The organism is Variovorax sp. SRS16 (genome assembly GCF_901827165.1).
Classification (GTDB): domain Bacteria; phylum Pseudomonadota; class Gammaproteobacteria; order Burkholderiales; family Burkholderiaceae_C; genus Variovorax.
This window is the reverse complement of record NZ_LR594666.1, coordinates 1,643,151-1,667,413: the sequence shown is the minus strand read 5'-3', so window position 1 is coordinate 1,667,413 and position 24,263 is coordinate 1,643,151. Positions and strand designations below refer to the sequence as shown.

Here is a 24,263-nt window from a genome sequence, read left to right as displayed (position 1 = left end):
GTACTCAGGCGCCGCGCAACATATCAGGCGCGATGTCGGCGATCGAGCGACAGCCCAGCTGTGCCAGCGTGCGATCGATCTCGCTTCGCAACAGCGCGATCGCATGGCGCACGCCGGGCTCGCCGCCGGCCGCGAGGCCATAGAGCGTCGCGCGGCCGACGAACACCATGTCGGCGCCGAGCGCCAACGCCTTCACCACGTCGGTGCCGCGACGGAACCCGCTGTCGATCATCACCTTCATCGCAGGCCCGACCGCAGCGCGGATTTCGGCCAGCACTTCCAGCGAAGACACCGCGCCATCGAGCGCGCGGCCGCCGTGGTTCGACACGAACACGCCGTCGGCCCCGTGCCGCTGCGCGGCCAGCGCATCGTCGGCGCGCAGCACGCCCTTGACGAAGAGCTTGCGCGGCCAGCGATCGCGCAGCCATTGCACATCGGCCCAGTCGATCTCGTCGCGCCGCGCCTGGAACGAGGCCACCGACTCCTTGGTCACGGCCTGGCTGCCGGGCGGGCTCTCGTCGTTGTGATAGCGCGGCACGCCCGAGTGCATCAGCGTCTTCAGGAACACGCCGAACAGCCAGCGCGGATGCAGCAGGCCGTCGACGACGGTCGGCATGTTCATCCTGAAGGGCACGCTGAAGCGGTTGTGCTTGTTGTATTCGCGGTTGCCGATCACGGCCACGTCGCCGGTGACGACGAGCGCCTCGAAGCCGGCGTCGAAGGCGCGCCGTACCAGCTTGCCCGCGGTCTCGCGGTTCTTCGACATGTAGAGCTGAAACCACAGCGTGCCGCCCTCGGCCGCCTTCGCGACTTCTTCCAGCGGATCGAAGGATGCGGTGCTGAGAACGAACGGAATGCCGGCGTCGCGTGCCGCGCGCGCGAGCGCGACATCGGCGCGATGGCTGTAAAGCCCGGCCGCGCCGACCGGCGCGAGTCCGAATGGCGCCTCGAAGGTCTTGCCGAAGAGCCCGACCTGCTGCGAACGGCCGCCGACATCCACCATCACGTGCGGCCGGAAGCGGTATTGCTCGAAGATCTCGCGGTTGCGCAGCCAGGTCACGTGGTCCTCGGCGCCGCCCTCGAGCCAGTCGAAGCACATCCTCGGCAGGCGCTGCCGCGCGGCGCGATGCAGGTCCTCGATGTTGTAGGTATGGCGGTAGTGCATCAGATCAGCGCGCCGGGCTTGCGCAGGTATTCGTCCTTGATGGCGTCGGCGGTCCAGCAGGCCAGTGCGCCGACGGTCAGCGTCGGCGGGTTGGCGCTGTTCTGCGGAAAGGCGCTCGCGCCGACCACGAAGACGTTGGGCACGTCCCACGACTGCAGGTACTTGTTGACCACGCTCGTCGCCGGGTCGGCGCCCATCACCGCGCCGCCGACGTTGTGCGTGCTCTGGTAGGGCACGATGCTGTAGATGTCGGACAGCCCATGCACGCCGTGGCGCGCAGGCCCGATCGCGCGCGCGATCTCCACCGCGCGCTCGACGGCATGGGCCGACAGTCGGCGCTCGTTGTCGTGCCAGTCGAAGGTCATGCGCAGCAACGGCTGCCCGAGTGCATCGCGGTAGGTGGGATCGAGATCCAGGTAGTTGGTGCGGTAGCTCTGGCAGCCGCCATGCGCGTGGATCGAGAAAGTGCTGTTGTAGTAGCGTGCCGCAGCGCGCTTCCACTCGCCGCCCCAGCGCGGCGTGCCGGGCGGCACCGTGATGGAGCGAATCGGCGTCGCGCCGTTGCTCTGCGCGGCGAGGTAGGCGCCGCCGATGAAGTCGAGGCCCGCATGGTCGAAGTTGTCGCCGTTGAAATCGTCGACCGAAGTGCTCAGCGCGCCGCCGCCCATGAAGGGATTGAAGACCTTGTCGTCGAAGAAGAGCGCGACCTTGCTGCCGGTCTGGTAGGCGTAGTTGCGGCCCACCACGCCCTCGCCCGTCGCCGGATCGTAGGGCCGGCCGATGCCCGAGAGCAGCAGCAGCCGCGTGTTGTTGAAGGTGTAGGAAGCCAGGATCACGAGATCGGCCGGCTGGAATATCTCGCGCCCATTCGCATCGACGTAGTGGACACCGACCGCGCGCTTGCGCTCCGAGTCGAGCTCGATGCGCGTGACGTTGGCATGCGCGCGCAATTCGAAGTTGGCGTGCCTGGCGAGCGCCGGGATCACGGTCGTCAGCGGGCTGGCCTTGGCGCCCATCGCGCAGCCGTGGCTGTTGCAGAAGCCGCCGCGCACGCACTGGCCCAGCATCAACCGATAGGGATTGGTGTAGGGGCTGGTCATCGCCGCCGTCGGGTTCTGGAACGGCGCGAGGCCCAGGCCCTGCGCAGCCTCGGCGAACAGGCTGCCGGCATGGGTGCGCTCGCTCGGCGGGTTGGGAAATTCGCGCGAGCGCGCACCCTCGAAGGGATTGCCGCCGGGCTGCAGCTCGCCTTCGAGGTTGCCGGCCTTGCCGCCGACGCCGTAGAGATGTTCGAACTGGTCGTAGTAGGGCTCGAGCTCGTCGTAGGCGATGCCCCAGTCCTGTCCGGTCCAATCGGTCGGCAGAGCGGCATGACCGTAGCGTTCGACGGTGCGGCTGTGCATCTCGAAATCCCACGGCAGGAAGCGCCGCGCGTGCGCGCCCCAGTGCATGCCCGCGCCGCCCACGCATTCGCCGGGCTTGAAGGAGCCCATCTCGCGCATCGGCAGCGCGCGCTGCGCCACCGTGTTGCGGAAGGTCACGGTCTCGCGCGACAGGTTCTGCAGGATGTCGCTGTGGCGGTCGTACTTGAGTTCGTCGTGCGCATAGGGCATGGCGAAGTCGTGCTGCGGATCGATCATGCGGCCGCGTTCGAGTCCGACCACCTTGAGGCCGGTCGAGGCCATTTCCTTGCAGAGGATCGAGCCGGCGACGCCGACGCCGACCACCACCACGTCGACCGGGGCAAGCTTGACCGCGCTCATTGCGCCGGATCCACGCGCCGCAGCACATGGCGCGCATAGCCCTGGCTGTCGACCTTCGCGCGCTGCGCTTCGATGTCCAGGATGCTGACCGGTTCGACCTCGTAGCGAACGTTGTGCTGCGCCAGATGCTCGACGTAGTTGGAAGCGGCCACGCCGGGAAAGCCGATCAGCCGCCAGCCCACCTTGTCGCGATTGCCGCCGTACATCGGATCGGCGAAGAAGCCTTCCATGGTGTTCCTGAAAAGCAAGGTGAAGAAGAGTCCCGAGGACAAGGACGGGAGCGGCAAGGCATCGCGCTCCATCGCCCGCAGCAACTCGTCCTGCACGGCCACGGGCAGCAGATCGAAGCGCTTGCCGTGCGCCGCGACGCAGTGCTGGTCGATCTCGCGGATGCCGAGCCGGTAGATCTCCTGCGGCACGAGGCGCGACTGGAAGCCCTGCTGCGGCGTGCCCTCGTGCCACGGACCCGTGCGGTATTGCCGGCCGTGCATGCCCCATGGACTCGCGAGCTGCCCGTCGATGAAAGAGGCCACGCCCGCATCGCACGCGCCGGGGCCGAGTTCGTCGGCGGGGATCAGCCGTTCCGCCGCGGCCTCGAGAAAACGCACTTCGGGCTGCGTCAGGAACAGGTAGGCGTGAGGGTGCATGGTCGGTCGGGCGCGCGGCGTTCAGGCGTCGGTCGGCACGGGATGCGGCGCGCGCTCGCCGGCGAAATGGGCGCGCAGATTGGCCAGCAGCTTGCGCATGCGCTCGTCGCGGTTCTCGCGCGTCGAAGTGCCGATGTGCGGCGCGAGCAGCACCTGCTCCATCGCGCGCAGCGCGGCGGGCACCTGCGGTTCGTCGGCGAACACGTCCAGCGCCGCGCCGGCGATGCGCCGTTGGGCGAGCGCATCGATCAAGGCCGCCTCATCGACGATGGCTCCGCGCGCCACGTTGACCAGGAAGCCGTCCGGCCCCAGCGCATCGAGCACGGCGGCGTTCACCATGCCGCGGGTCTCGGGCGTGAGCGCACAGGCGATCACCAGGCAATCGGACTCGCGCGCCAGCGCCTGCAGATCGTCGACGTAGCGGTGCGCCACGCCGGCCTTGGCGCGCGGGCCGTGGTAGCTCACCTGCATGTCGAAGGCCGCGGCGCGGCGCGCCAGTTCCTGGCCGATGCGGCCGAAGCCGACGATGCCGCAGCGCTTGCCGTGGACCTCGCGGCCGGACGCGAAGGCCTGGGTCGGCCACTGCCCGGAACGCACGAAGCGATCGGCCTCGCTGAGCCGGCGCATGATGCCGACGACCATGCCCATCGCGAGATCGGCAACGGACTCGGCGGTCGAGTCGGGCGTGCAGCTCACCGACACGCCGCGCTGGCCGGCGCGCCGCAGATCGAGCAGCGTGACGTAGGGACCGTAGCAGGCCAGCGCTTCGAGCGCGGGAAAGGCATCGAACTCCGGCGCTGCGAAGCCGCGGCTCGTGGTGGTGACGACCGCGCGCACGCGGGCGGCGTGCGCGCGCAGGAAGGCGGCCGGGTCGCGCGCCTCCCAGGGCTTGAGCAGTTCGTAGCTTTCTTCGAGCGCCGCCATGAGCGGCGCGTACAGCGGCAGCATGGCCATCACGGCCGGCCTGGCCTCAGTCGATCTTGATGTGGGAGTCATGCACGACCTTGACCAGATTGGCCAGGTTCTCCTTGAAGAAGGTGCCGAGGTCTTCCGAGCTGCCGCCGACCGGCAACTGCCCGCGGTCCTCGAGCATGCGCCGCACCTCGGGCACCTGGAGCGCGCCGGCAAATGCCGATTGCAGTTGATGCACCGCAGCGGCGGGCGTGCCGGCCGGCGCGACCACGGCCGCGAAAGTCTGCACGTTGATCTGCGGATAACCGAGCTCGGCGAAGGTCGGCACGTCGGGCAGCCCGGCGAGGCGCTGGCCGCCGGTGATCGCGAGGCCGCGCAGCTGTCCGTTCTGCACCATCGGCACCAGCGCCGAGCCCGACATCAAGGCATTGACCTCGCCCGCCACCACGGCCGTCATCGCCGGGCCGGAGCCCTTGTAAGGGATGTGGGTCATCTTGAGCGAGAAGGCATTGCGGACCTGCTCGATCGCGAGATGACCCGCACTGCCGGCACCCGGCGAGCCGTAGTTCAGCTTGCCGGGATTCTTCTTCGCGTAGTCGAGGAACTCCTTGAAGTTCTTCACCGGGAACGCGCTCGGCACCGCCAGGATCATCGGCGTCACGCTGATCAGGCAGATCGGCACGAAATCCTTCAACGGGTCGTAGTGGGCCTCGGCGAAGAGCGAGGGCGTGATGAGGAAGGCCGGGTCCATCACGCCCACGGTGTAGCCATCGGGCGGCGCGGCCCCCACGATGCGCGTGCCGATCAGCGTGCCGCCGCCGGCGCGGTTGTCGACGACGAGCGATTCCTTCAGCAGTTCGGTCACGCGGTTCTGCACCACCCGCGTGCTGATGTCGCTGCCGCCGCCCGGCGCATACGGCACGATGACGCGGATGGGATGCGACGGGAATTCGTCGGCACGCGCCGGCCCCCCTGCCGACAGGGCCGTGAGCGCGAGGCCGAGGGCCGCGCTCCACACAATGCGCTTGTTCATGATCGTGTCCTCGTCCCGCGCGCGATGGGCGGGCATTCCGATGCCATCAGTACGACAGGCCGTGCAGGTAGTCCGCGCGCTGCCGCGCGCCCGCCATCAGGAAGCCGATGTCGTTGCCGCTGAGGATGAAGCGCATGCCCAGGCCGATGTATTTCTCGAGCAGCACGTGGTCCACCACCCCGCCCATGCCGGGCGTCTTGCCATGCTTGCGGCAGGCCGCGATGACGCGGGCGTAGGCATCCTCGACCTTCGCATGGCCGTACTGGCCCGGGATGCCGGACTCGGCGCAGAAGTCGTTGGTGCCGATCAGCAGCACGTCGACGCCGGGCACGGCGGCCATCTCGTCGGCCTGCGCGACCGCCTCGGGCGATTCGAGCATGATGACCACCAGGGTCTCGTCGTTCGCCATCTGCATCGCATCGGCGATCGGCACGTTCCGGAAACCGAACTGCGGCTGCTGGCCATACAGCGAGCGATGCCCGAGCGGCGGGTACTTGCAATACGAGACCACGCGCCGGGCTTCCTCGATCGTGTCGACGTGCGGCACCACCACGCCCTGCGCGCCGCCGTCGAGCATGCGCGAAGCGTGGTGATGCTCCTTGCCCGGCACCCGCACGATGGGCGTGATGGCCACCGGCAGCGCCGCCGAGGCGATCTGCGTGGCGACGCCGAGGTCGAGCCCGCTGTGTTCCATGTCGATGAAGAGCCAGTCGAAGCCGCAGGTCTTGCCGATCGCGGCGATGTCGACCAGGCGCGACTGGTGCAGGCCCATGCCGATCGCGATCTTGCCTTCGGCGAGCTGGCGCTTGGTGTGGTTCGGATAAATGGTCATCGGGTTCCTTGATCCGTCGGGGAGAGCCGCACGGCCTTGCCGTGCCGGCTGGATTCGAGCACCGCGTTGGCGATCTTCACCATCTGCAGGCCGTTGCGCCCGGAGAGGGCCGGCTCGCGCTTTTCGCGGATGCAGCGGCCGAAGTCGTCGAGCATCGCGGCGAAGCGCTGGGGCGAGGTGCTGCTGGAGAAGTCCAGGTTCAGGCCGGAGCCCTCGCCTTCGACGCTGAGCTTCTGGCGCGCGCCGGCGGGCGGCGTTCCGAGCGTGCTGGTGCAGACGATCCGCGCGCCGCTGCCGTACAGCACGACGTCGTTGGCGGAGCGCGGCACCACGGTGCCCGCCACCACCGTGGCATGGGCGCCATTGGCGAAGCGCAGCAGCGCATAGGCCATGTCGTCCACGGGCCGGTCGGGCAGTTGCTGATCGGTCATGGCCTGCACTTCCACCACCTCGCTGTCCATCAGGAAACGCAGGATGTCGATCGGATGCACCGCCTGGCCGACGATGGCGCCCGAGCCCGCGACGGAGGGGTCGAGCCGCCAGCCCTTCCAGTGGCCGCGCGCGCGCCCGACGCACAGCTGCGCCGAGGCGTACTGGATCTCGCCGAGCACGCCGGCCTCGATCTGACGCCGCGCCTGGATGTGCGCGGGGTGATAGCGGTTCTGGAACACCACGCCGAGCTTCACGCCGTGGCGCTCGCAGGCCTCGATCATGCGTTCGCACTCGGCCTCGGTGAGCGCCATCGGCTTGTCGCACAGCACGTGCTTGCCCGCGCGCGCGGCGGCGATCGTGTGCTCGGCATGCAGACCGTTGGGCGAGGCGACGTAGACCGCATCGAGTTGCGGATGGGCAAGGAACGCGTCCAGCGAATCGTAGGCACCGGCAATCTTGTTGCGCTCCGCGAAGGCCTGCGCGTTGGCCAGGCGCCGGTTCATCACCGCGACGAGTTCAGCGCCTTCGACCTGCGCGAGCGCCGGCACGATGTTGCGCTGCGCGATGTCGCCGGCGCCGAGGATTCCCCATTTCTGACTCATGAATCAATCCGCTTGCACATGAGCCGTCTTCGCCACCTGGCCCCAGTGCGCGGTGTCCTCCTTGATCTGCTGCGCGAACTGCGCCGGCGTGTTGCCGACGACCTCGATGCCGAGGCCCGCATAGAGCTTGCGCAGCTGCGGATCGGCCAGCGCCTTGACCGCCTCGGCATTGAGTTTGGCGATGATCTCGGGCGGCGTGCCGGCCGGCGCCATGATGCCGTACCAGGAGCTGAGCTCGAACTGCGGGCCGCCCTCCTCGGCCAGCGTCGGGATCTCCGGCGCGACCGGCGAGCGCTTCGCCGAGGCGATGCCGAGCGCGCGCAGCCTGCCGCTGCGAACGAAGGGCACCGTCGCCATCACCGAGTCGAAGGCCATCTTGACCTGCCCGCCGACCAGGTCGGTCATCAGCGGCTGGCTGCCGCGGTAGGGCACGTGGACCATCTGCGTGCCGGTCAGCTGCAGGAAATACTCCGCACCCAGGTGGTTGGTGCCGCCGACGCCCGGCGAGCCATAGGGCAGCGTGCCCTTGTCGGCCTTGGCCAGCGCGATGAATTCCTTGACGTTGTGCACCGGCAGCGAGGGATGGATCACCATCACGAACGGCGCACTGCCGACGTTGACCACCGGCACCAGGTCGCGTGCCGTGTCATAGGACATCTTCTGGTAGACGTTGGGATTGATGGTCACCGCGCCCGAGGTGACGCCGATCAGCGTGTAGCCATCGGCCGGCGAACGCACGCCGGCCTCGATGCCGATCATGCCGTTCGCGCCGGAGCGGTTGTCGAGGAAGAAGCTCTGGCCCATGCTCTCGCCCATCTTCTGCAGCAGGGGCCGCAGCACGACGTCGAGGCCGCCGCCCGGCGCGAAGGGACTGATCACCCGCACCGCGCGCGACGGGTAGGTGTCCGCCCGTGCAGGCAAGGCAGCCATCGCCGCTGCGATGCAGAACGCCGACAGGAGTTGGAACAAGCGCAGAGGCATGGCGGCTCCGTTCACATGTGCATCAGCTGCAGCGCGTTGCTGCGCAGGATCATCTCGCGGCTGGCCGCCGGCAGGTCGAGCTGGTCCACCAGGTACATCGGTTCGCGCACGTCCATGGCCGCGAACACGTCGGTGCCGATCACCACGCGGTCGATGCCGACGGTGTCGATCAGGTAGCGCAGCCCGCCCTTCGAATAGGTCAGCGTGTCGTAGTAGAAGCGCCGCACGTACTCCTGGTACGAATGCTGCAGCTTCACGTTCGACGCGCCTTTCTCGACGGCATGGGCCAGCCGCTGGGCAATGAACGGAAACGCGCCGCCTGCATGAGCGAGCAGGATCTGCAGCCTGGGAAAGCGGTCGAGGTACCCGGAGGAGATGAACTTCTCCGCCGTGTTGGCATGCTCGAAGGTGAAGCCCAGCGTGTTGTACAGAAAGCTCGGACCGGCGAGGCGCTGCGGTCCGCCGTAGTAGTTGGGCGGGAAGTCCAGCGGATGAAACAGCAGCGGAAGGTTGAGCTCCTCGCAGCGCGCGAGGAAGGGCAGGTACTCCGGGGTGAACAGGTAGTCCTGCCCGTTCATCGAATTCGGCAGGCCGACCGCATGCACGCCGGGCTTGCCGGCCATGCGGTTCAGTTCCCTGAGCGCGGCGTCGGGTTGCTTGATCGGCACGGCCAGGCCGATGTAGAAGCGCTCCGGGTACGTCGCATGCGCAGTCAGCGCGGAATCATTGACGAGCTGCGCGAGCCGCATGGCGTCGGCATCGCTCGCCCACCACCAGGGCATGTTGCCCGACAAGGTCAGCACGTGCGTCTGGATGTTGCGCTGGTCCATCCACTCGAGGCGCTTGGGCAGGTCGTACATGAGCGGGTTGAGCGCCGAGCCATTCGCGAAGGTCGGGCGGCCGAGCTCGGCCATGGCCTTGGCGTAGGGCTCGGGTGTCCAGTGCGCGTGCATGTCGATCGCGCCCCTGCGTGCGGCCGGCGCAGCCGATGCGGCCGGCGTGCCGGGCGTGTGCGCACAGGCGGCGAGCTGGGCGATGACCCCGCTGGCCATCAGTGCGCCGCCGGCCCGCAGGAAACGGCGGCGATCGGGAATCAATGTCTCTGCGGAAGCTCTGCGGATGCTGCTGCGCGTCACGGTGTCTCCTGTTCTTATCTGTCGAGGTCCATGGCGGTGCCACGGCTCGGAGATCGAGCTTAGGAAATCGTTACAGCGATGTCTAATGCTGAATTCGGCAGCGGCCATAGCATGTTGATATGCGGCCGCGCCCTGCGCCCATGGCGCCGGCACGGGCCGGGCACGTCGAAGCTAGACCGGGAATTCGAAGCCGCCCTGCGCGCGCAGGGCGTGTGTCTGCGGTCCCGTGATCAGGTCGACGAAGCGCCGTGCGAGTTCGGGCTCGGCAGCCGTCGCGCTCACCGCGGCTGCATAGACCGTCGCGAGTTCGAACGCGGCAGGCAAGGCACCGACCAGCACGATGCCGGGTGTGTACCTGATCTCGGTGATCTGGGTACAGCCGATCGCACCCGCCTCGGCGTCGGACGCCAGCGCGCGCATCGCCGTGGCGCCGTTCGGGTAGGTGCGCAGCCGCGGCGCCACCGATGCCGCGATGCCGAGCCGCGCCAGCACCGACGCCAGATGAATGCCGGCCGTCGAGCGCTCGGTGTCGGGAAGGTAGATCGCGGATGCTGCGAGCAGGCTCGCCTTCAAGGCTTCGGGCGACCCGATGTCGGGCAGGGGCTCGCCCTCGCGCACCGCGACGCCGGTGCGCACGCGCCCGAGCGCGGCCTCGGTGCCGGCCAACAGGCGGCCCTCGGACTGCAGCGCCGCGATCATGGACGCGGTGACGACCATCACGTCGCAGGGCTCGCCCGCCAGCAGCGCTTCCTTCATGGCACCGACGGCGCCGAAGCGCGCGTCGATGCGCGCGACGGTCGATGCCAGGAAGTCATCCTGCAAGGCCTTGACCAGGCCCTGCGCAGCGCCGGCACAGAGCAGCTTCATCGGTCGGCCCTGGCGCCGGAGATCTTCACGATGCGCGCCCATTTCGCGATGTCCTCGTTCATGTAGCGCGTGAACGCCGGCACGCTCATCGTCATGGGCGTGGCGCCTTGCGTCTTCCAGGCTTTCGCGGTGTCGGGATTCGAGACGATCTTCGCCACCTCCGCATTCAGGCGCTCGACGACGGCGGGCGGTGTGCCCTTCGGCGCCATCAGGCCGAGCCAGATCGTCGCCTCGTACTTGGGCACGCCGGCTTCGGCGACCGTGGGCACGTCGGGCATCACGGGCGAACGTGCGAGGCCGGTGGTGGCCATCGCCTTCACCTTCCCGCCGCGCACGTGTTCCACCATGGTCGGCACCGCATCGAACATCATGTCGACCTGGCCGCCGAGCACGTCGGTGCGCGCGCCCGCGCTGCCGCGGTAGGGAATGTGCAGGATCGACACGCCGGCCATCGCCTTGAAGAGCTCGCCGGCCATGTGGTACGGCGTGCCCGGCCCGGAGGATGCGTAGGTCAGCGCGCCGGGCTTCGATTTCGCGAGCGCGATGAGCTGGGCCAGGTTGTCGACCGGCAGGTCACCGCGCGTCACCAGCACCAGGTCGGACTCGTTGATGGGCGCGATGGGCACGAAGTCGCGCATCAGCTGGAAGGGCTTGTTCGGAATGAGCGACTCGTTCACCGTGTGCGCGTTCGACATCAGCAGCAGCGTGTAGCCGTCGGGTGCGCTCTTGGCCACCACGTCGGTGCCGATCACCGATCCGGCGCCGGGCCGGTCGTCGACCACGAAGGCCTGGCCCAGGGCTTCGCCCAGCCGGGTCGCGATGAAGCGTGCATAGACATCGGCCGGGCCACCCGCCGCGAACGGCACCACGATGCGCACGGGATGCGAGGGATAGTCCTGGGCGGCGGCGCCAAGACAGAAGCCGGCGATCAGCGCCATCGCGAGCCGCGGCAGTGCGGTCTTGAGGCCGCGGCCTCGGATCCATCGAGCATTCACGGTTCGACTCCAATGCAGAATTGGGCCTTATTGGTCTTATTTGCCATCAGCAGCGAACCAATATAGCGATCGCCGCCGCGCCGGTCAATGTGCAGCCGGGTTTGCCCTGAGCCGCACGCCATGCCGCTCAATAGCCCAGCATGTTGCGCCGCACGCGCGTCAGGTGATCGATGCAGAGCTGCGTCGCGCGAATGCCGTCGCGGTCCCGCAGCGCGGCGACCAGTTCGCGATGCTCGCGCTGGTAGTCGAGGCGGCGCTCGGGCGTCGCGCTGCGGCGCTTGAGCATGCCCCATTCGCTCTGCGCGCGCACTTCGTTCATGCGCTGGAACACGGCGGCGATGAAGCTGTTGTGCGCCGCAGCAGCAATCGCCTCGTGCAGCCTGCCGTCCCAGACCTCGAAGTCCTCGATGGTCGAGGCCGACTCGCCCTTGTCGCAGCACTCCTCCATGCGGGAGAAATCCGCGGCGGTCGCGTTGCCGATCACCAGCGCGATGATCGCCGGCTCCAGCACCAGGCGCGCGCCCATCAGCTCGGCCGGGCTGGTCGCCATCGGCGCCGCGGCCGCGGCGATCTCGGACAGGGCCCGACCGACCCCGTCGGCGACATAGGTGCCGCTGCCCACCGTCTGGATGATGAAGCCCTTGTCCTTGAGCTCCGCCAGCACGCGGCGCACCGTCGATCGGCCGAGACCGAATTCGACGCTCAGCTGGCGCTCCGTCGGCAGGCGGTGTCCCGCCCGCCAGGCGCGCGATGTCAGTTTCTCGAGGATGGATTCCCGCAGAGTCAGGGCGCTGTGCACGATCGCGAAGTCCGGATGGTTGGGAGGGTGCACGCCGATCGTATCAACGGCGGCGCGCTGCCTGGCATTGTGCACTTGGTATCGCATTGGTACCATTTGATTCGAACACCATCCGAAGGAATCATCTTGCGAATCGCCACCTGTCAGTACCAAGGCCGACGCCATGTCGGCCTGGTGTCGGAAGACGCGGCCTCGATCGCGCTGCTGCCGCTCGACGAGGCCGAGGCGCGCCGCGGCGCGCTGGCGCTGATCGAGCGCCAGGCCAGCGGCACGGAGGCCATGCCGCCAGCAGGCGAGCGGATCGCGCTCGCCGAGGTGCGGCTGGAAGCCCCGCTGCCGCTGCCGCGGCGCAGCATCTTCTGCGTCGGACGCAACTACCGCGCGCATGCGAAGGAACTGTCGGCCTCGGTCTTCAAGAACAATGCCGCCGATCCCGAGGGCTGGCCCATCGTCTTCACCAAGCTTCCCGAGTGCGTGGTGGGCCCGCAGGACGAGGTGCGCCTGCCCGGCGAGGTCTCGTCGCAGATCGACTACGAGGCCGAGCTGGCCATGGTGATCGGCAAGGGCGGGCGCAACATCGCGCGCGCCGACGCGCTCTCGCACGTGTTCGGCTACATCATCGTGAACGATGTCACGGCGCGCGACGTGCAGATGCGCCACCAGCAATGGGATCTCGGCAAGTCCTTCGACACCTTCTGCCCGATGGGCCCGTGGATCGTCACCGCCGATGCGCTCGACGGCGCGCGCACGCGGGTGCGTTGCTGGGTCAACGGCGAGCTGCGCCAGGACGGGCAGACCAGCGATCTCATCTTCGACATCCCGACGCTGATCGAGACCTGCTCGCGCGGCATCACGCTCTACCCTGGCGACGTGATCGCGACCGGCACGCCGGCGGGCGTCGGCATGGGCCTGGTGCCGCCGCAGTACCTGAAGACCGGCGACGTGGTCCGCATCGAGATCGATGGCCTGGGCCAGCTGAGCAACCGCTTCATCTGAGCGCACGCCGCATCGCGGCATCCAATTTGCTTGTGCGTTCGTACCAGATTCGGGTGCGGGTAAACCGCGATCGGTCAACGCAACCGGGCCCGCGACAGTTGTCGTGAAAGGCATCGGCGACTGGGGCTATTGGGTCGATGCGGATGCGGAGTGTGCGTTTTTGCCGGAATATTCTTTGAAGCGATGTGGATGCGACAAATGACGAGGATCAATGCGCTGATCGGCAACACCATCCCGGTGGGCGATCCGGCTGGCGAACGCGTAGGACATGATCGGCAAATAGCGCGCGGTGCCGCTGGGAAAATCCTGTCGCCGCTTTTGCGAAGTGCTGCCGCTTTTGCGTCGGAACTTTCAACGAAAGTGTGGATTCTGAATTGAAAAGAAATAGGTCGAACGGCGTCTTTGTTTTATGCTTTGAGCCAGTACCTGCTCAGGAGTTTTCTCCCAACGTGCTCACCACATCACACGGCACCTTTCTGCGAGCGATGCGACGTGGGCAACACGGAAAACTCCGGGTAGCGCCCCGCTGACTCGATGGAGGTGTCTATGGATGTCATCAGCAACTTCGCAGCTCGCTACGAGCGCACACGCGAGGAGGTCCTGTCGCTGCAGGAGTACCTCGATATCTGCAAGCGTGAGCCCACGGCCTACGCCACGGCCTCCGAGCGCATGCTGCAGGCCATCGGCGAGCCGGAGCTGGTGGACACGCGCAACGACCCGCGCCTGTCGCGCATCTTCGCCAACAAGGTCATCAAGATCTATCCGGCGTTCCGCGAGTTCTACGGCATGGAGGACGCCATCGAACAGGTGGTGTCGTACTTCCGGCATGCCGCGCAGGGGCTGGAGGAGCGCAAGCAGATCCTCTATCTGCTCGGCCCGGTCGGCGGCGGCAAGAGCTCGATCGCCGAGCGCCTGAAGCAGCTCATGGAGCAGGTGCCCTTCTATGCGATCAAGGGCTCGCCGGTGAACGAATCGCCGCTCGGCCTCTTCAACGCGGACGAAGACGGCGACATCCTCGAGAAAGAGTACGGCGTCCCGCGCCGCTACCTGCAGCGCATCCTCTCGCCCTGGGCCGTGAAGCGGCTCGAGGAGTACGGCGGCGACATCCGCAAGTTCCAGATCGTCAAGCGCTATCCCTCGGTGCTGCGGCAGATCGCGGTGGCCAAGACCGAGCCGGGCGACGAGAACAACCAGGACATTTCCTCGCTGGTCGGCAAGATCGACATCCGCAAGCTCGAGACCTTCGCGCAGGACGATCCCGACGCCTACGCCTACTCCGGCGGCCTGTGCCTGGCCAACCAGGGCCTGCTCGAATTCGTCGAGATGTTCAAGGCGCCGATCAAGGTGCTGCATCCGCTGCTGACGGCCACGCAGGAAGGCAACTTCAAGGGTACCGAGGGCTTCGGCGCCATCCCCTTCGACGGCATCGTGCTCGCGCACAGCAACGAAAGCGAATGGAAGGCCTTCCGCAACAACAAGAACAACGAGGCCTTCCTCGACCGCATCTACATCGTCAAGGTGCCCTACTGCCTGCGGGTGTCCGAAGAGATCAAGATCTACGAGAAGCTGGTGCGCAACTCCTCGCTGTCGGCCGCGCCCTGCGCGCCGGGCACGCTGCGCATGATGGCGCAGTTCTCGGTGCTGACGCGGCTCAAGGAGCCCGAGAACTCCAGCGTCTTCAGCAAGATGCAGGTCTACGACGGCGACAACCTCAAGGACACCGACCCCAAGGCCAAGTCGATCCAGGAATACCGCGACTACGCCGGCGTCGACGAGGGCATGAGCGGCGTGTCGACGCGCTTCGCCTTCAAGATCATCTCCAAGGTCTTCAACTTCGACAGCTCGGAGGTCGCGGCCAACCCGGTGCACCTGATGTATGTGCTGGAGCAGCAGATCGAGCGCGAGCAGTTCGCGCCAGAGACCGAGCAGAAGTACCTGTCCTACATCAAGGAACTGATGGCGCCGCGCTACGCGGAGTTCATCGGCAAGGAGATCCAGACCGCCTACCTCGAGAGCTATTCCGAGTACGGCCAGAACATCTTCGACCGCTACGTGACCTACGCCGACTACTGGATCCAGGACCAGGAATACCGCGACCAGGACACCGGCGAGGTGTTCGACCGCGGCTCGTTGAACGCCGAGCTCGAGAAGATCGAGAAGCCCGCGGGCATCAGCAACCCCAAGGACTTCCGAAACGAGATCGTCAACTTCGTGCTGCGCGCGCGGGCCGGCAATGCCGGCAAGAACCCGCTGTGGACCAGCTACGAGAAGCTGCGCACGGTGATCGAGAAGAAGATGTTCTCCAACACCGAGGAGCTGCTGCCGGTCATCAGCTTCAACGCCAAGAGCAGCGCCGACGAGCTGAAGAAGCACGAGGACTTCGTCAACCGCATGGTGCAGAAGGGCTACACCGCCAAGCAGGTGCGCCTGCTGTGCGAGTGGTACCTGCGCGTGCGCAAGAGTTCATGATGGACTGAGGAAAGGAGATCGCCGTGGCGATGCTGCAGCAGATCATCGACCGCCGGTTGTCGGGGAAGAACAAATCCATCGGCAACCGCGAGCGTTTCCTGCGGCGTTATCGCGAGCAGATCGGCGAAGCCGTGCGGCGCGCCGTCAGCGGCCGCAGCATCCGCGACCTCGAGCAGGGCGAGGACATCACCTTGCCCAAGCGCGACGTCTCCGAGCCGGTCTTCGGCCACGGCCAGGGCGGTGATCGCGAATACGTGCATCCCGGCAACCGCGAATACGTCAAGGGCGACCGCATCGAGCGCCCGCAGGGCGGCGGCGGCGGCGCGGGGAGCGGTTCGCAGGCCGGCGACGGCGAAGGCGGCGAGGACGATTTCGTCTTCCGCCTCACCAAGGAAGAGTTCATGCGGGTCTTCTTCGAGGACCTCGCCCTGCCCCACCTGATCCGCACCCAGCTGGCCGAAGTGCCCGAATGGAAGAGCCACCGCGCCGGCTTCACCAGCGACGGCATGCCCACCAACCTGCATGTGGTGCGCTCGATGCGCGGCGCACTGGCGCGTCGCATCGCGCTCGGCGGCGATACGCGGCGCGAACTGCGCGAGCTCGAGGCCCATCTGCTGCACCTCAAGCGCAGCCCGCGCCTGGCTGACGCGCTGGTCCAGCGCGAGATCCGCGACACCGAAGCCAGGATCGAGGAGCTTCGCGCCAAGGCCAAGCACATCCCCTACCTCGACCCGATCGACCTGCGCTACCGCAACCGGGTCAAGGTGCCCGTGCCGTCGGCCAAGGCGGTGATGTTCTGCCTGATGGACGTGTCGGGCTCGATGGACGAGGCGCGCAAGGACATGTCCAAGCGCTTCTTCATGCTGCTCTACATGTTCCTCACGCGGCACTACGAGAAGATCGAGCTGGTCTTCATCCGCCACCATACGCAGGCCTCCGAGGTGACCGAGGAAGAGTTCTTCCACGCCACCGAAACCGGCGGCACCGTGGTCTCCAGCGCGCTCACGCTGATGAACGACATCATCCGCGCGCGCTTCCCGAGCGGCGAATGGAACATCTACGGCGCGCAGGCCAGCGACGGCGACAACTGGCACCAGGACAGCGGCCGCTGCCGCGAGCTGCTGCGCGACCAGCTGCTGCCGCTGGTGCGCTACTACGCCTACGTGCAGGTCGCCGAGGCCGAGCAGAACATGTGGGAGGAATACAGCCAGCTGGTCGAATCCCACAAGAACTTCGCCATGCGCAAGGTCGCCGATGCCCAGGACATCTACCCGGTGTTCCGCGACCTGTTCAAGAAAGAGAGGTCATCGGCATGAACGAGAAAGCGAGGGAGCCGCTGCCCAGCCCCTCGGACTGGACATTCGACCTGATCGAGCGCTACCACACCGAGATCGCCCGCGTGGCCAAGGGCTACGGGCTGGACACCTACGCCAACCAGCTCGAGATCATCACCTCCGAGCAGATGATGGATGCCTATGCCTCCGTCGGCATGCCGGTGATCTACCGCCACTGGTCTTACGGCAAGCAGTTCATCGCCACCGAGAAGAACTACCGCCGTGGCCACATGGGCCTGGCCTACGAGATCGTGATCAATTCCGATCCGTGCATCGCCTACCTCATGGAAGAGAACACCATGGCGATGCAGGCCCTGGTGATCGCCCATGCGGCCTACGGTCACAACAGCTTCTTCAAGGGCAACTACCTGTTCAAGATGTGGACGGATGCCTCGTCCATCATCGATTACCTCGTCTATGCGCGCACCTACATCGCGGAATGCGAGGAGCGTCATGGCGTGTCGGCGGTCGAGGACCTGCTCGACTCCTGCCACGCGCTGATGAACCACGGCGTCGACCGCTACCGCCGCCCGCAGAAGCTCTCGCTCAGCCAGGAGCAGGCGCGCCGCGAGGAGCGCGAGCACCACCTCCAGCAGCAGGTCAACGACCTGTGGCGCACGCTGCCCCGCCGCGCCGGCCGCAGCACCGAGGAGGAGGCCGCCTCCAAGCGCTTTCCCGCCGAGCCGCAGGAAAACCTGCTCTACTTCATCGAGAAGAACGCACCCTTGCTGGAACCCTGGCAACGCGAAGTGGTGCGCATCGTGCGCAAGGTGGCGCAGTACTTCTATCCGCAGCGCCAGACGCAGGTGATGAACGAGGGCTGGGCCACCTTCTGGCACTACACGCTGCTCAACACCCTCTATGACGAAGGCCTGCTGGCCGACGGCTTCATGATGGAGTGGCTGCAGTCGCATACCAACGTCGTCTTCCAGCCGCCGATCGGCCACCGCGCTTACAGCGGCATCAACCCGTATGCGCTGGGCTTCGCGATGTACAGCGATTTGCGGCGCATCTGCGAGAAGCCGACCGAGGAAGACCGGCGCTGGTTCCCCGAACTGGCGGACACCAACTGGGTCGACTCGCTGCACAACGCCATGCGCAATTTCAAGGACGAGAGCTTCATCGGCCAGTTCCTCTCGCCGAAGCTGATGCGCGACTTCCGCTTCTTCGCCATCCGCGACCAGGAAAGCGAATCGGAACTCGAAGTGGCCGCGATCCATGACGACAGCGGCTACCGCGAGTTGCGCGAATCGCTGTCACGCCAGTACGACCTCAACCACCGCGAGCCCAACATCCAGGTCTGGAGCGTCAACGTGCGCGGCGACCGCTCGCTCACGCTGCGCCACACCCAGCACAACAACCGCCCGCTGCACGACGACGCGCAAGAAGTGTTGAAGCATGTCGCGCGGCTGTGGGGCTTCGAGGTGCACCTCGAAAGCGTCGACACCCAGGGCCGAGTGAGCCAGCGCAAGTCGGCGCGGCCTCAGATCACTTAACGGCAGCGGGCCGGCGCGGCGGCTTGAGTTTGGCGCGGGCTTCCAGCGCCAGCTCGCGCGCATGGCAGCCTTCGACGTGGTCATTGACCAGGCCCATGGCCTGCATGAAGGCGTAGACCGTCGTCGGGCCGACGAAGCTCCAGCCGCGTTTCTTCAGATCCTTGGACATGGCGATCGACTCGGGCGAAGTGACCATGGTCTGCAGCGCCGCATGCGTGACCCGCTGGGGACGCGAAGCCGGATGCGGCTCGAAGCCCCAGGCATAGGCCGCCAGCGAACCGAACTCCGCCCGCAGTTCGAGCACGCGTTGCGCGTTGTTGATCGTCGACTCGATCTTGCCGCGATGCCGCACGATGCCCGCATCGCCGAGCAGCCGTTCCACCTCCTTCGGGCCGAAGCGCGCCACCTGCTCCGCATCGAACTGCGCAAAGCCGTTGCGGAAGGCCTCGCGCTTGTTGAGGATGGTGAGCCAGCTCAAGCCAGCCTGAAAGCCTTCGAGGCACAGCTTCTCGAACAGGCGCCGATCATCCGTGACCGGAAAGCCCCACTCGTGGTCGTGGTAGCGCTGGTAGGCCGAGGTGGATTCGCACCACCGGCAGCGCAGCGTGCCGTCTTCGGCGGCGAACAGGCCGGGCCGCTCTTTCGGGGGGCGCGGCGCGGTGCTCAAGCCGCCTCGCTCACGCGCACCAGCGCCTCGATGGCGAGCGCATAACCCTTGACGCCGAAGCCGACGATGATGCCGCGCGCCGCGGGCGAGATGAAGGAGTGATGGCGAAACTCCTCGCGTGCATGCACGTTGGAGATGTGCAACTCGACCAGCGGCACGCTGGCGCCCTTGATCGCGTCGTGCAGCGCGATGGACGTGTGCGTGTAGGCGCCGGGATTCATCACCACGCCGAACATCCGGCCGGCGGCGACCTCGCGGCCGGCTTCATGGATCCAGTCGATCAGCTGGCCCTCGTGGTTGGACTGCCGGCACTCGATCTCGACGCCGAGCTTCGCGCCCGCCTCCTGACACATGCGCTCGACGTCGGCCAGCGTTTCGTGGCCGTACTGCGCGGGCTCGCGCGTGCCGAGCAGGTTGAGGTTGGGGCCGTTGAGGACAAAGATTTTCTTCATGACGTGACGCTCCAGTGCCGGGCATCTTATAGTGCCCGCTCCTCGAATCGAAGCTGAAGACCCATGAAAACCAAAGCCGCCATCGCCTGGCAATCCGGCCAGCCCCTGAGCATCGAAACCGTCGACCTCGCCGGCCCCAGGTTCGGCGAAGTGCTCGTCGAGATCAAGGCCACGGGCATCTGTCACACCGACTACTACACCCTCTCGGGCGCCGACCCCGAAGGCATCTTCCCCGCCATCCTCGGCCACGAGGGCGCGGGCATCGTCGTCGACGTCGGCCCGGGCGTCACCACCCTGAAGAAGGGCGACCACGTCATCCCCCTGTACACGCCCGAATGCCGCCAGTGCAAGTTCTGCCTGTCGCGCAAGACCAACCTGTGCCAGTCCATCCGCAGCACCCAGGGCAAGGGCCTGATGCCCGACGGCACCAGCCGCTTCAGCCTGGACGGCAAGCCGCTCTTTCACTACATGGGCACCTCGACTTTCAGCAACTTCACGGTCGCTCCCGAGATCTCGCTGGCCAAGATCCGCGAGGACGCGCCTTTCGACAAGGTCTGCTACATCGGCTGCGGCGTCACCACCGGCATCGGCGCGGTGATCTTCACGGCCAAGGTGGAGGCCGGCGCCAACGTGGTCGTCTTCGGCCTGGGCGGGATCGGCCTGAACGTGATCCAGGGCGCGAAGATGGTGGGCGCGGACAAGATCATCGGCGTGGACCTGAACCCCGAACGCGAGGCGATGGCGCGCAAGTTCGGCATGACGCACTTCATCAACCCGAAGGACACGGAGAACGTGGTGGACGCGATCGTGCAGTTGACCGATGGCGGCGCCGACTACAGCTTCGAGTGCATCGGCAACACGAAGGTGATGCGCCAGGCGCTGGAGTGCACGCACAAGGGCTGGGGGCGCAGCATCATCATCGGGGTGGCGGAGGCGGGCGCGGAGATCAGCACGCGGCCGTTCCAGCTGGTGACGGGGCGCAAGTGGGAGGGCTCGGCCTTCGGCGGGGCGCGCGGGCGCACGGATGTGCCCAGGATCGTGGACTGGTACATGGAGGGCAAGATCAACATCGACGACCTGATCACGCACACCATGCCGCTGGAAGACATCAACAAGGGCTTCGACCTCATGAAGCGGGGTGAATCCATTCGCGGCGTGGTTCTGTACTGATCCCGGGCCGGCCCGAAGGCGTCTCGATGAAGACCATGCAAGCGTTGCGCACGATCAAGGCCGGCGTGCTTGAGATCACCTATGCCGAAGAAGGCCCGGCGAACGGGCCGCCCGTGCTGCTGATGCACGGTTTCCCCTACGACATCCATGCCTACGCCGAGGTCGCGCCCTTGCTGGCCGCGGCGGGATGCCGCGTGATCGTGCCGTACCTGCGCGGATACGGCGCCACCCGCTTCCTCGATGCGGCGACGCCGCGTTCGGGCGAGCAGGCCGCGCTGGGCGCAGACCTGCTCGCGCTGCTGGATGCGCTCGCCATCCCGCGCGCGGTGCTGGCCGGCTACGACTGGGGCGGCCGGGCCGCCTGCGTGGTCGCGGCGCTCTGGCCCGAGCGCTGCGCGGGGCTGGTCTCGTACAACAGCTACAACATCCAGGACATCGCGCGGGCCATGACGCCCGAGTCGGCGGACAAGGAATACCGGCTCTGGTACCAGTACTACTTCCATGGCGAGCGCGGGCGCGCCGGGCTCGAAGCCGATCGGCGCGGCATCGCGCGGCTGCTGTGGAAACTCTGGTCGCCGACCTGGCACTTCGACGATGCGAGCTTCGAACGCAGCGCCGCAGCCTTCGACCACCCGGACTTCGTCGAGGTGGTGATCCACTCGTACCGCCACCGCTTCGGCCTGGTGCCGGGCGATCCCGCCTATGCCGGCATCGAGGCCAGGCTGACATCGCAACCCGCGATCGCCGTGCCGACCATCACCTTCGACGGCACCGACGACGGCGTGCGCCCGCCCGCCGACGCATCGGCCCAGGCGCACCGCTTCAGCGGCCCGCGCTCGCACCGCATCGTGCCCGGCGTCGGCCACAACATGCCGCAGGAAGCGCCGCGCGTCTTCGCCGATGCGGTGCTCGAACTCATTCCACGTCCATGACCGACAACACCCTGAAGACGACGTCCGAACACCGCTGCTACGGCGGCGTGCAGAGCTTCCATGAACATGCCTCGCGCGAGATCGGTCTGCCGATGCGCTTCTCGGTGTTCCTGCCGCCGCAAGCGCAAGTGGGCCCGGTGCCCGCGCTGATGTACCTCGCGGGCCTGACCTGCAACGAGGAAACCTTCATGGTCAAGGCCGGCGCCCAGCGCCTGGCTGCCGAACTCGGCCTGGCGCTCATCGCGCCCGACACCAGTCCGCGCGGCGCGCAGGCCGAAGGCATCGAGGGCGCGACGGCGAGCTGGGACTTCGGCATCGGCGCCGGCTTCTACCTGGACGCGACCGAGGCGCCGTGGCGCAGCCACTGGCGCATGGAAAGCTGGCTCATGCATGAGCTGCTGCCGCTCGTCGCGCAGGCCTTTGCCATCGATGCCGGGCGCATCGGTCTCTTCGGCCATTCGATGGGCGGCCACGGCGCGCTCACGCTGGCGCTGCGGCATCCGGGGCGCTTCCAATCGCTCTCGGCACTGGCGCCGATCTGCGCGCCGACGCAATGCCCGTGGGGCGAGAAGGCCTTCGGCGGCTACCTCGGCACCGACCGCGGCGCCTGGCTCGCGCACGATGCCAGCGCGCTGATGCAATCGCAGACCGCCGCGCCCTACCCGGCCGGCATCCTGATCGACCAGGGCCTGGCCGACAAATTCCTCGCCGAGCAATTGCATCCGCAGCGCTTCGAGGCCGCCTGCCGCGCGGCCGGCCAGCCGCTCGCGCTGCGCCGGCACGAAGGCTACGACCACGGCTACTACTTCATCCAGAGCTTCATCGCCGATCACCTGTCGCACCACGGCAGGCTGCTGCGGAGCTGAGCGCGCCATGCCTGCCAACCGCGCGCCCGCCCCCGTCTTTCGCCGGCTGTTGAGCTACGAGGTCAACAGCACCTCGGACGCACTGCGCCGCAGTGCCGCGCTGCGCTTTCGGCGCGAGCACGACACCAGCCTGATGGAATGGCGCACGCTGGCGCTGATCGACTACCTGCAGCCGGTGACGCTGCGCGTGCTCACCGACTACTCGAGCACCGACAAGGCGCAGATCAGCCGCATCGTGAGCGCGCTGGTCGAGCGCCGCATGGTGGCGCGCAACGCGCACAGCACCGATGCGCGCTCGGCGCAGCTCGAACTCACGGCCCTCGGCAGCACGACCCTCAAGGGCCTGTCGCGCAGCGCGCAGGCACGCGACCGGGCCTTTCGCAGCGTGCTGAGCGAGGACGAGGCGGCGCAGTTGGTCACGATCCTCGCCAAGCTCAAGATCAAGGCGCTGGCAATGGTCGCCGAAGAGGAAAAGAAACAGCCCTGACAGCGGCCGCTCAGGCGCCGGCCTGCGCAGGCTTCGGATCGTGGAAGTTGCCGGCCTCGAAGCGCACCAGCTCGTCCTTCGCATCGAAACGCACGCCGGCCGGGTCGCCGCCCTCGGCCACCGTCTTGACCTGCTGCTGCACCAGCCGGCGCAGGAGCGCGATGCCGCGGTCGCTGGTCGCGAGGTTCTCGTGCGAATGCCAGGTGATCTCGCCCTGGCTGGTCTGCGCCTCGTAGTCGCCGGGGAAGCGGCGATGCTCCTCGGGCGTGAGCTCGCGCCAGAGCTTGCCGCCCTGGCGCGAACGAAAGCCCGTGAGCTCGCCTGCCGCGCGCACGCGCGCCACGGTGTAGATGCGAAAGTGCGTGTCGTCGATCGGCAGGATGAAGCCGATCGACTCGACCCGCGCGTACTGGCCGACACGCGGATTCGGCACCACGCGCCAGGTCGGCACGCAGGCCTCGGTCACGCGGCGGAAGATGGAGCCGTCGTCCAGCGTGCGCAGCGAAGTCACCTTCACGCCGATCGGCGTGGTGTCGAAGCGGATCGTCGGTGCGCGCAGCATCGCATCGGTGAACTGGGTGCCCGAGAAGCTGCCGTGCAACACCATCACGTGCCACGGGTCGACCACGTTCTCGTAATGCTGGAACCAGTTGCAGTCGACGATCACCGGACCGCCGCCGCCGATGCTCTGGTCGTCGGCCTCGATGAACTCGCCCTCCTCGAGCTGCTCGAAAGGCTCGAAGCGCGGCAGCACCGGCTGCTTCGCGGGCGGGCCCATGTAGGCCCAGACCATGCCATAGCGTTCCGCCACGGGATAGCCGGGTTGCAGCATGCGGCCGACGCGGGTGCCGCCATCGGGCTCGCAGGGCTGCTCCAGGCACTGGCCGCGCGGGTCGAACTTCCAGCCGTGGTAGCAGCAGCGGATGCCGTCGTCCTCGACCTTGCCGTAGAGCAGCGAGGCGCCGCGGTGCGCGCAGCGCGGATGCAGCAGGCCGGGCTCGCCGTTGCCGGCGCGAAACAGGATCAGGTCCTCGCCGAGCACGCGGATCTGGCGCGGCGTGTCGCCGGCGTCGCTCGACAGGCCGACCGGATGCCAGTAGCGGCGCAGCAGCTCGCCCATCGCAGTGCCGCGGCCGGTGCGCACGAGCTCGTCGCGCACGATCGGTTCGGGCAGCTCGTAGGCGCTGCGGATCGGGATGACGTGGCGGTGGTCTTGCGGTGCGTTCATGG

24 protein-coding genes are annotated in these 24,263 nt (G+C 67.3%); 9 read left to right on the top strand and 15 right to left on the bottom strand.

Features of this window, described 5'->3' with window-relative positions; translation table 11 throughout:
* Nucleotides 1–4: 4 nt before the first annotated feature.
* The 12 genes from E5P2_RS08055 to E5P2_RS08000 form a co-directional block, all read right to left on the bottom strand.
* A complete protein-coding gene (locus E5P2_RS08055) occupies nucleotides 5–1,165 on the bottom strand; it encodes an alpha-hydroxy acid oxidase (protein ID WP_162566601.1) in 1,161 nt (386 codons plus the stop codon).
* A complete protein-coding gene (locus E5P2_RS08050) occupies nucleotides 1,165–2,928 on the bottom strand; it encodes a GMC family oxidoreductase (RefSeq protein WP_162566600.1) in 1,764 nt (587 codons plus the stop codon). Before E5P2_RS08050 ends, E5P2_RS08055 begins: the two co-directional genes overlap by 1 nt.
* On the bottom strand, nucleotides 2,925–3,575 hold the full coding sequence (locus E5P2_RS08045; RefSeq protein WP_162566599.1) for a gluconate 2-dehydrogenase subunit 3 family protein: 651 nt from the start codon (nucleotides 3,573–3,575) through the stop codon (nucleotides 2,925–2,927). The genes E5P2_RS08050 and E5P2_RS08045 overlap by 4 nt, the downstream gene beginning before the upstream one ends.
* A 21-nt stretch (nucleotides 3,576–3,596) precedes the next feature.
* Complete coding sequence (locus tag E5P2_RS08040; protein WP_162566598.1) at nucleotides 3,597–4,529, bottom strand: 2-hydroxyacid dehydrogenase; 933 nt, start codon at nucleotides 4,527–4,529, stop codon at nucleotides 3,597–3,599.
* Between the two features lie 16 nt (nucleotides 4,530–4,545).
* Nucleotides 4,546–5,520 (bottom strand): Bug family tripartite tricarboxylate transporter substrate binding protein, encoded by a 975-nt coding sequence (locus E5P2_RS08035; RefSeq protein ID WP_162566597.1) that lies wholly within the window; start codon nucleotides 5,518–5,520, stop codon nucleotides 4,546–4,548.
* Between the two features lie 46 nt (nucleotides 5,521–5,566).
* Nucleotides 5,567–6,352 (bottom strand): HpcH/HpaI aldolase family protein, encoded by a 786-nt coding sequence (locus E5P2_RS08030; protein ID WP_162566596.1) that lies wholly within the window; start codon nucleotides 6,350–6,352, stop codon nucleotides 5,567–5,569.
* Nucleotides 6,349–7,386 (bottom strand): Gfo/Idh/MocA family protein, encoded by a 1,038-nt coding sequence (locus tag E5P2_RS08025; protein ID WP_162566595.1) that lies wholly within the window; start codon nucleotides 7,384–7,386, stop codon nucleotides 6,349–6,351. The genes E5P2_RS08030 and E5P2_RS08025 overlap by 4 nt, the downstream gene beginning before the upstream one ends.
* 3 nt (nucleotides 7,387–7,389) lie before the next feature.
* On the bottom strand, nucleotides 7,390–8,367 hold the full coding sequence (locus E5P2_RS08020) for a tripartite tricarboxylate transporter substrate binding protein (RefSeq protein ID WP_162566594.1): 978 nt from the start codon (nucleotides 8,365–8,367) through the stop codon (nucleotides 7,390–7,392).
* 11 nt (nucleotides 8,368–8,378) lie between these two features.
* Complete coding sequence (locus tag E5P2_RS08015) at nucleotides 8,379–9,503, bottom strand: amidohydrolase family protein (protein ID WP_162566593.1); 1,125 nt, start codon at nucleotides 9,501–9,503, stop codon at nucleotides 8,379–8,381.
* 171 nt (nucleotides 9,504–9,674) lie between these two features.
* Nucleotides 9,675–10,370, bottom strand: a complete 696-nt coding sequence (locus tag E5P2_RS08010) for a molybdate ABC transporter substrate-binding protein (RefSeq protein ID WP_162566592.1) — start codon at nucleotides 10,368–10,370, stop codon at nucleotides 9,675–9,677.
* Nucleotides 10,367–11,308, bottom strand: coding sequence for a tripartite tricarboxylate transporter substrate binding protein (locus E5P2_RS08005; RefSeq protein WP_162570392.1), 942 nt, complete (start codon nucleotides 11,306–11,308; stop codon nucleotides 10,367–10,369). The genes E5P2_RS08010 and E5P2_RS08005 overlap by 4 nt, the downstream gene beginning before the upstream one ends.
* A gap of 184 nt (nucleotides 11,309–11,492) precedes the next feature.
* Nucleotides 11,493–12,197: a FadR/GntR family transcriptional regulator gene (locus E5P2_RS08000; RefSeq protein WP_232080621.1), complete on the bottom strand. Its 705-nt coding sequence runs from the start codon at nucleotides 12,195–12,197 to the stop codon at nucleotides 11,493–11,495.
* 93 nt (nucleotides 12,198–12,290) lie between these two features.
* On the opposite strand from E5P2_RS08000, the gene E5P2_RS07995 reads away from it, so the two are divergent.
* The 5 genes from E5P2_RS07995 to E5P2_RS07975 all read left to right on the top strand — a co-directional run bounded on the left by E5P2_RS07995 (nucleotide 12,291) and on the right by E5P2_RS07975 (nucleotide 18,459).
* A complete protein-coding gene (locus E5P2_RS07995) occupies nucleotides 12,291–13,160 on the top strand; it encodes a fumarylacetoacetate hydrolase family protein (RefSeq protein ID WP_162566590.1) in 870 nt (289 codons plus the stop codon).
* 198 nt (nucleotides 13,161–13,358) lie between these two features.
* Nucleotides 13,359–13,538, top strand: a complete 180-nt coding sequence (locus tag E5P2_RS07990) for a hypothetical protein (RefSeq protein ID WP_162566589.1) — start codon at nucleotides 13,359–13,361, stop codon at nucleotides 13,536–13,538.
* A 168-nt stretch (nucleotides 13,539–13,706) separates the two neighbouring features.
* Entirely contained in the window at nucleotides 13,707–15,629 is a 1,923-nt protein-coding gene (locus tag E5P2_RS07985; protein ID WP_162566588.1) for a PrkA family serine protein kinase, read from the top strand.
* A gap of 29 nt (nucleotides 15,630–15,658) precedes the next feature.
* Nucleotides 15,659–16,945 (top strand): YeaH/YhbH family protein, encoded by a 1,287-nt coding sequence (locus E5P2_RS07980; protein WP_174262714.1) that lies wholly within the window; start codon nucleotides 15,659–15,661, stop codon nucleotides 16,943–16,945.
* A complete protein-coding gene (locus E5P2_RS07975; protein ID WP_162566586.1) occupies nucleotides 16,942–18,459 on the top strand; it encodes a SpoVR family protein in 1,518 nt (505 codons plus the stop codon). Before E5P2_RS07980 ends, E5P2_RS07975 begins: the two co-directional genes overlap by 4 nt.
* Here the strand turns inward: E5P2_RS07975 and E5P2_RS07970 are convergent.
* Nucleotides 18,452–19,126, bottom strand: coding sequence for a DNA-3-methyladenine glycosylase I (locus E5P2_RS07970; RefSeq protein ID WP_162566585.1), 675 nt, complete (start codon nucleotides 19,124–19,126; stop codon nucleotides 18,452–18,454). The two genes, E5P2_RS07975 and E5P2_RS07970, sit on opposite strands and share 8 nt — an antisense overlap.
* Entirely contained in the window at nucleotides 19,123–19,578 is a 456-nt protein-coding gene (gene aroQ, locus E5P2_RS07965; RefSeq protein WP_162566584.1) for a type II 3-dehydroquinate dehydratase, read from the bottom strand. Before aroQ ends, E5P2_RS07970 begins: the two co-directional genes overlap by 4 nt.
* Before the next feature lie 63 nt (nucleotides 19,579–19,641).
* Between aroQ and E5P2_RS07960 the strand changes: the two genes are divergently transcribed.
* The 4 genes from E5P2_RS07960 to E5P2_RS07945 are packed head-to-tail and all read left to right on the top strand — an operon-like array spanning nucleotide 19,642 to nucleotide 23,033.
* Nucleotides 19,642–20,748: an S-(hydroxymethyl)glutathione dehydrogenase/class III alcohol dehydrogenase gene (locus E5P2_RS07960; RefSeq protein WP_162566583.1), complete on the top strand. Its 1,107-nt coding sequence runs from the start codon at nucleotides 19,642–19,644 to the stop codon at nucleotides 20,746–20,748.
* Nucleotides 20,749–20,774: 26 nt separating this feature from the next.
* A complete protein-coding gene (locus E5P2_RS07955) occupies nucleotides 20,775–21,680 on the top strand; it encodes an alpha/beta fold hydrolase (RefSeq protein WP_162566582.1) in 906 nt (301 codons plus the stop codon).
* Nucleotides 21,677–22,546 (top strand): S-formylglutathione hydrolase, encoded by an 870-nt coding sequence (gene fghA, locus E5P2_RS07950; protein WP_162566581.1) that lies wholly within the window; start codon nucleotides 21,677–21,679, stop codon nucleotides 22,544–22,546. The genes E5P2_RS07955 and fghA overlap by 4 nt, the downstream gene beginning before the upstream one ends.
* 7 nt (nucleotides 22,547–22,553) lie before the next feature.
* Nucleotides 22,554–23,033 (top strand): MarR family winged helix-turn-helix transcriptional regulator, encoded by a 480-nt coding sequence (locus E5P2_RS07945; RefSeq protein ID WP_162566580.1) that lies wholly within the window; start codon nucleotides 22,554–22,556, stop codon nucleotides 23,031–23,033.
* Between the two features lie 10 nt (nucleotides 23,034–23,043).
* Here E5P2_RS07945 and E5P2_RS07940 read toward each other — a convergent pair whose 3' ends face one another.
* Nucleotides 23,044–24,261, bottom strand: a complete 1,218-nt coding sequence (locus E5P2_RS07940; RefSeq protein ID WP_162566579.1) for a Rieske 2Fe-2S domain-containing protein — start codon at nucleotides 24,259–24,261, stop codon at nucleotides 23,044–23,046.
* Nucleotides 24,262–24,263: the final 2 nt, after the last annotated feature.

What these genes read in the sequence shown, in the direction of transcription:
- E5P2_RS08055 (WP_162566601.1), bottom strand. Translation starts at nt 1,165, where the DNA reads ATGCACTACCGCCATACCTACAACATCGAGGACCTGCATCGCGCCGCG.
- E5P2_RS08050 (WP_162566600.1), bottom strand. Translation starts at nt 2,928, where the DNA reads ATGAGCGCGGTCAAGCTTGCCCCGGTCGACGTGGTGGTGGTCGGCGTC.
- E5P2_RS08045 (WP_162566599.1), bottom strand. Translation starts at nt 3,575, where the DNA reads ATGCACCCTCACGCCTACCTGTTCCTGACGCAGCCCGAAGTGCGTTTT.
- E5P2_RS08040 (WP_162566598.1), bottom strand. Translation starts at nt 4,529, where the DNA reads ATGGCCATGCTGCCGCTGTACGCGCCGCTCATGGCGGCGCTCGAAGAA.
- E5P2_RS08035 (WP_162566597.1), bottom strand. Translation starts at nt 5,520, where the DNA reads ATGAACAAGCGCATTGTGTGGAGCGCGGCCCTCGGCCTCGCGCTCACG.
- E5P2_RS08030 (WP_162566596.1), bottom strand. Translation starts at nt 6,352, where the DNA reads ATGACCATTTATCCGAACCACACCAAGCGCCAGCTCGCCGAAGGCAAG.
- E5P2_RS08025 (WP_162566595.1), bottom strand. Translation starts at nt 7,386, where the DNA reads ATGAGTCAGAAATGGGGAATCCTCGGCGCCGGCGACATCGCGCAGCGC.
- E5P2_RS08020 (WP_162566594.1), bottom strand. Translation starts at nt 8,367, where the DNA reads ATGCCTCTGCGCTTGTTCCAACTCCTGTCGGCGTTCTGCATCGCAGCG.
- E5P2_RS08010 (WP_162566592.1), bottom strand. Translation starts at nt 10,370, where the DNA reads ATGAAGCTGCTCTGTGCCGGCGCTGCGCAGGGCCTGGTCAAGGCCTTG.
- E5P2_RS08005 (WP_162570392.1), bottom strand. Translation starts at nt 11,308, where the DNA reads ATGGCGCTGATCGCCGGCTTCTGTCTTGGCGCCGCCGCCCAGGACTAT.
- E5P2_RS07990 (WP_162566589.1), top strand. Translation starts at nt 13,359, where the DNA reads ATGACGAGGATCAATGCGCTGATCGGCAACACCATCCCGGTGGGCGAT.
- E5P2_RS07985 (WP_162566588.1), top strand. Translation starts at nt 13,707, where the DNA reads ATGGATGTCATCAGCAACTTCGCAGCTCGCTACGAGCGCACACGCGAG.
- E5P2_RS07980 (WP_174262714.1), top strand. Translation starts at nt 15,659, where the DNA reads ATGCTGCAGCAGATCATCGACCGCCGGTTGTCGGGGAAGAACAAATCC.
- E5P2_RS07975 (WP_162566586.1), top strand. Translation starts at nt 16,942, where the DNA reads ATGAACGAGAAAGCGAGGGAGCCGCTGCCCAGCCCCTCGGACTGGACA.
- aroQ (WP_162566584.1), bottom strand. Translation starts at nt 19,578, where the DNA reads ATGAAGAAAATCTTTGTCCTCAACGGCCCCAACCTCAACCTGCTCGGC.
- E5P2_RS07960 (WP_162566583.1), top strand. Translation starts at nt 19,642, where the DNA reads ATGAAAACCAAAGCCGCCATCGCCTGGCAATCCGGCCAGCCCCTGAGC.
- E5P2_RS07955 (WP_162566582.1), top strand. Translation starts at nt 20,775, where the DNA reads ATGAAGACCATGCAAGCGTTGCGCACGATCAAGGCCGGCGTGCTTGAG.
- fghA (WP_162566581.1), top strand. Translation starts at nt 21,677, where the DNA reads ATGACCGACAACACCCTGAAGACGACGTCCGAACACCGCTGCTACGGC.
- E5P2_RS07945 (WP_162566580.1), top strand. Translation starts at nt 22,554, where the DNA reads ATGCCTGCCAACCGCGCGCCCGCCCCCGTCTTTCGCCGGCTGTTGAGC.
- E5P2_RS07940 (WP_162566579.1), bottom strand. Translation starts at nt 24,261, where the DNA reads ATGAACGCACCGCAAGACCACCGCCACGTCATCCCGATCCGCAGCGCC.